This window comes from Capnocytophaga sp. G2 (assembly GCF_035282625.1).
Taxonomy (GTDB): Bacteria; Bacteroidota; Bacteroidia; order Flavobacteriales; family Flavobacteriaceae; genus Capnocytophaga.
The window spans coordinates 1-2,579 of sequence record NZ_JAYKBU010000036.1 but is presented as its reverse complement, the minus strand read 5'-3'; the positions used below and the strand labels follow the sequence as shown (position 1 = coordinate 2,579).

Genomic DNA, 2,579 nt, shown 5'->3' with positions numbered 1-2,579 from the left:
AAGAGTTTTGTTTTTGACTCTCCTTTAACAAAATATTCAACTTTTATATCATATATACGATGTAGGTCATTTGAGTGACTACTTACTTCAAAGGTAATGGTCTTTCCTTCGGCTATAAGTTGCTTAGCATACCCTATCTGGAATTCTCCCCCTCTGAACTTTGTCCAATATTGTGAAATAACAAAAAGTCTCTTTACTCTAATGTTCCCAATTAGAGAAATATCTCTTACTCCAATTTTAGAACATTATACCCTGATACTTCATAGCCTGTTATATTGTTTTCTATAAAAGCATTTAATAGCTTTTCGGATATAATATTTCTTCCCTCAAAATGAAATATATCATATTTGGGGAAAGAATTTAATAGGTAAACTTCTTTTATTATGAGCTCTGTTTCAAAATCTTCAAAAGTTTTTTTCTTTTTTGATTTAAAGAAATCCTTTGATGTAAAATAGAATTCTTGAGTAACATCTCTCCACTTTAGTATGAATTTTGATTTTTTCATATCTATATATTGGAAAATATCATCGTAAAAACGGAATAGATAATAATTTTTTACAATTATTCTATTTTCCAATAAGATAAAAGAGTAAAATTTAGAAGTGGGGATATTAAAGTTTACAAGAATCCTTTTTATTTTCTTATTAATCAAAATTCCCCAGTGTGAATTATAAGAACTCAATAGATCTGTTTTTTTAGCCCTTTTATTAAACTCTAATTCTAAATAAGGTATTTTATTAGGAATCTCTCCAAAAGAAAGTCTTTTATTGGAGAATGGAGAGCCTAATACACAATTTTCTGTTGGAGATACTTGCGGATATTCTCCAATAATATCTAAGTCAATAGATTCATCTATAGTAAAGTATTTCATTTATTAATTTTTTTAAAATATTCATTTAGGTTCATTCCTGAGTTTTTTGCATCTATGATTTTTCTTTTTAAATCAGGAATTAATTCTTCTTGTAAGAATTTATTTGCTTGTTCTGGTGTTATATTTGGATTTTCTAACACAAAATTTTCTAACTTAGATCTTACATATTTATCATAAGCAGGATGATTTCCATGTAACCCTTCTCCAATAAGTTTAGTATATTTTTCCAGTCCTATACCATTCTCTAACATATTAGGATGAAAACCATCTAAAGCTGCCAATTTCACAATTTCATTATTTTCACATATATTCCAAGGAATAATATGATGTGTTTCTATATTATCTGTAGTCCCTAATATCTTAGCAAGGATATTTCTATCTCCAAAATCTATCTTGTTTCCTATCCTCTTCCAAACCAATTTAATCTTCTTCTCACCCCATTCTATTGTTTGCTCTACTAATTTTTTCCCCTTGGCAAACTCTCCTGCAACATCAAATCTTCTTAAAGAATTTATCAGTTTTATTCCTTTAATCTCTTTCGCTTTTTGCGCGAGTTTTTTCCCTATTTCAGGGAGTTCTTTTACCAATTGAGTTCCTGCCACAGCATTAACAATCACATTGCCTGTTCCTCGTGTGGCAAGGTGGGAGCGCTTGCCGGCATCAGTATCTGCTTCCGTGATGGAAGCCCATTCCTCAGAGGTGTTGCCACTGAGAGTGGTAAGAACAATTTCTTTGAATATCGGATAAAGGGCTTGAGGGTCTTCTCCTATTTGCTTTTTAAGGGCCATGAACTGTTTTTTAAGTTCATGACGTACTTGTTTGTTAACCACTATACTATATACCGTTGTGGCTAAGGAAGTAATATCGGTTACCTTCTGTGCGATCACCTCTGTACTTCCGGTAATCACTCCTGGGGCTTGAATATAGGATTCCTCTGTAGGCTGGTCTAAATATACATTTTCTTCTACTTCTCCTGTTTTTAGCAGAGTCGTTACAATCCCTGTCCCCTCTGAGAAAAGTTGCAAGTAGCTCGCTTGCGCACTAAAGACAAACCTCCGACCATCTGCAAAGGTATCAGGGTCAGGAGGAAGCAGAGGCTTATCGGTAACTTCTTTAAAATCTTTACCTATAGTGTGAATCTCCCCATAAGAAGATAGTAGTAAGCTACATAAAATAAAAATATTTGGCTCAGTATAGGCATCTATTTTTATTATACTTTGTAAATAGGCTATTTACTACTTCTATTAACTATCTATTCCTCTTCGTAGATAAAAAGGTTATAGCCTGTATCTGTAACAAACATCTTATCGTCATGAAATTTTATATCATTAACCTTTTCATAGGTGTCTACTTTATGAATCCACTGATAATTAGCTGTTTCAGGGTCTATAGCAATGATAAAAGAATCCCCAGAGCTATACACTCTATACCATAATAGTCCTTTATGATATACTACCCTATGACCTGCAGGTAGATAGTTTTTTCCATTGTATTTGAAATCAGGAAGAGCGGCATATTCTCTATCATAATCATAGGATTCTCCTGTATCTAAATCAACACGATAGAAAGACAGGCTAGTACATACATAGCCATAATGTCCTACAATTTCCATAGTCCGAGCATAATAATTGCACTTCCAAATAAGAGAACCATCCTTTTGAGAAAGACAAACAATCCCTACTCTTGCGATGATGATAAAAGTATCTTT

2 protein-coding genes and 1 pseudogene are annotated in these 2,579 nt (G+C 32.7%); all 3 read right to left on the bottom strand.

Features of this window, described 5'->3' with window-relative positions; genetic code table 11:
• Window positions 1-226: 226 nt before the first annotated feature.
• Window positions 227-871 (bottom strand): hypothetical protein, encoded by a 645-nt coding sequence (locus tag VJJ03_RS11460; RefSeq protein WP_323975695.1) that lies wholly within the window; start codon window positions 869-871, stop codon window positions 227-229.
• Window positions 868-1,896: an AHH domain-containing protein gene (locus VJJ03_RS11455; RefSeq protein ID WP_323975694.1), complete on the bottom strand. Its 1,029-nt coding sequence runs from the start codon at window positions 1,894-1,896 to the stop codon at window positions 868-870. Before VJJ03_RS11455 ends, VJJ03_RS11460 begins: the two co-directional genes overlap by 4 nt.
• Before the next feature lie 227 nt (window positions 1,897-2,123).
• Window positions 2,124-2,579, bottom strand: a pseudogene (locus VJJ03_RS11450) (hypothetical protein); the annotation flags it as partial.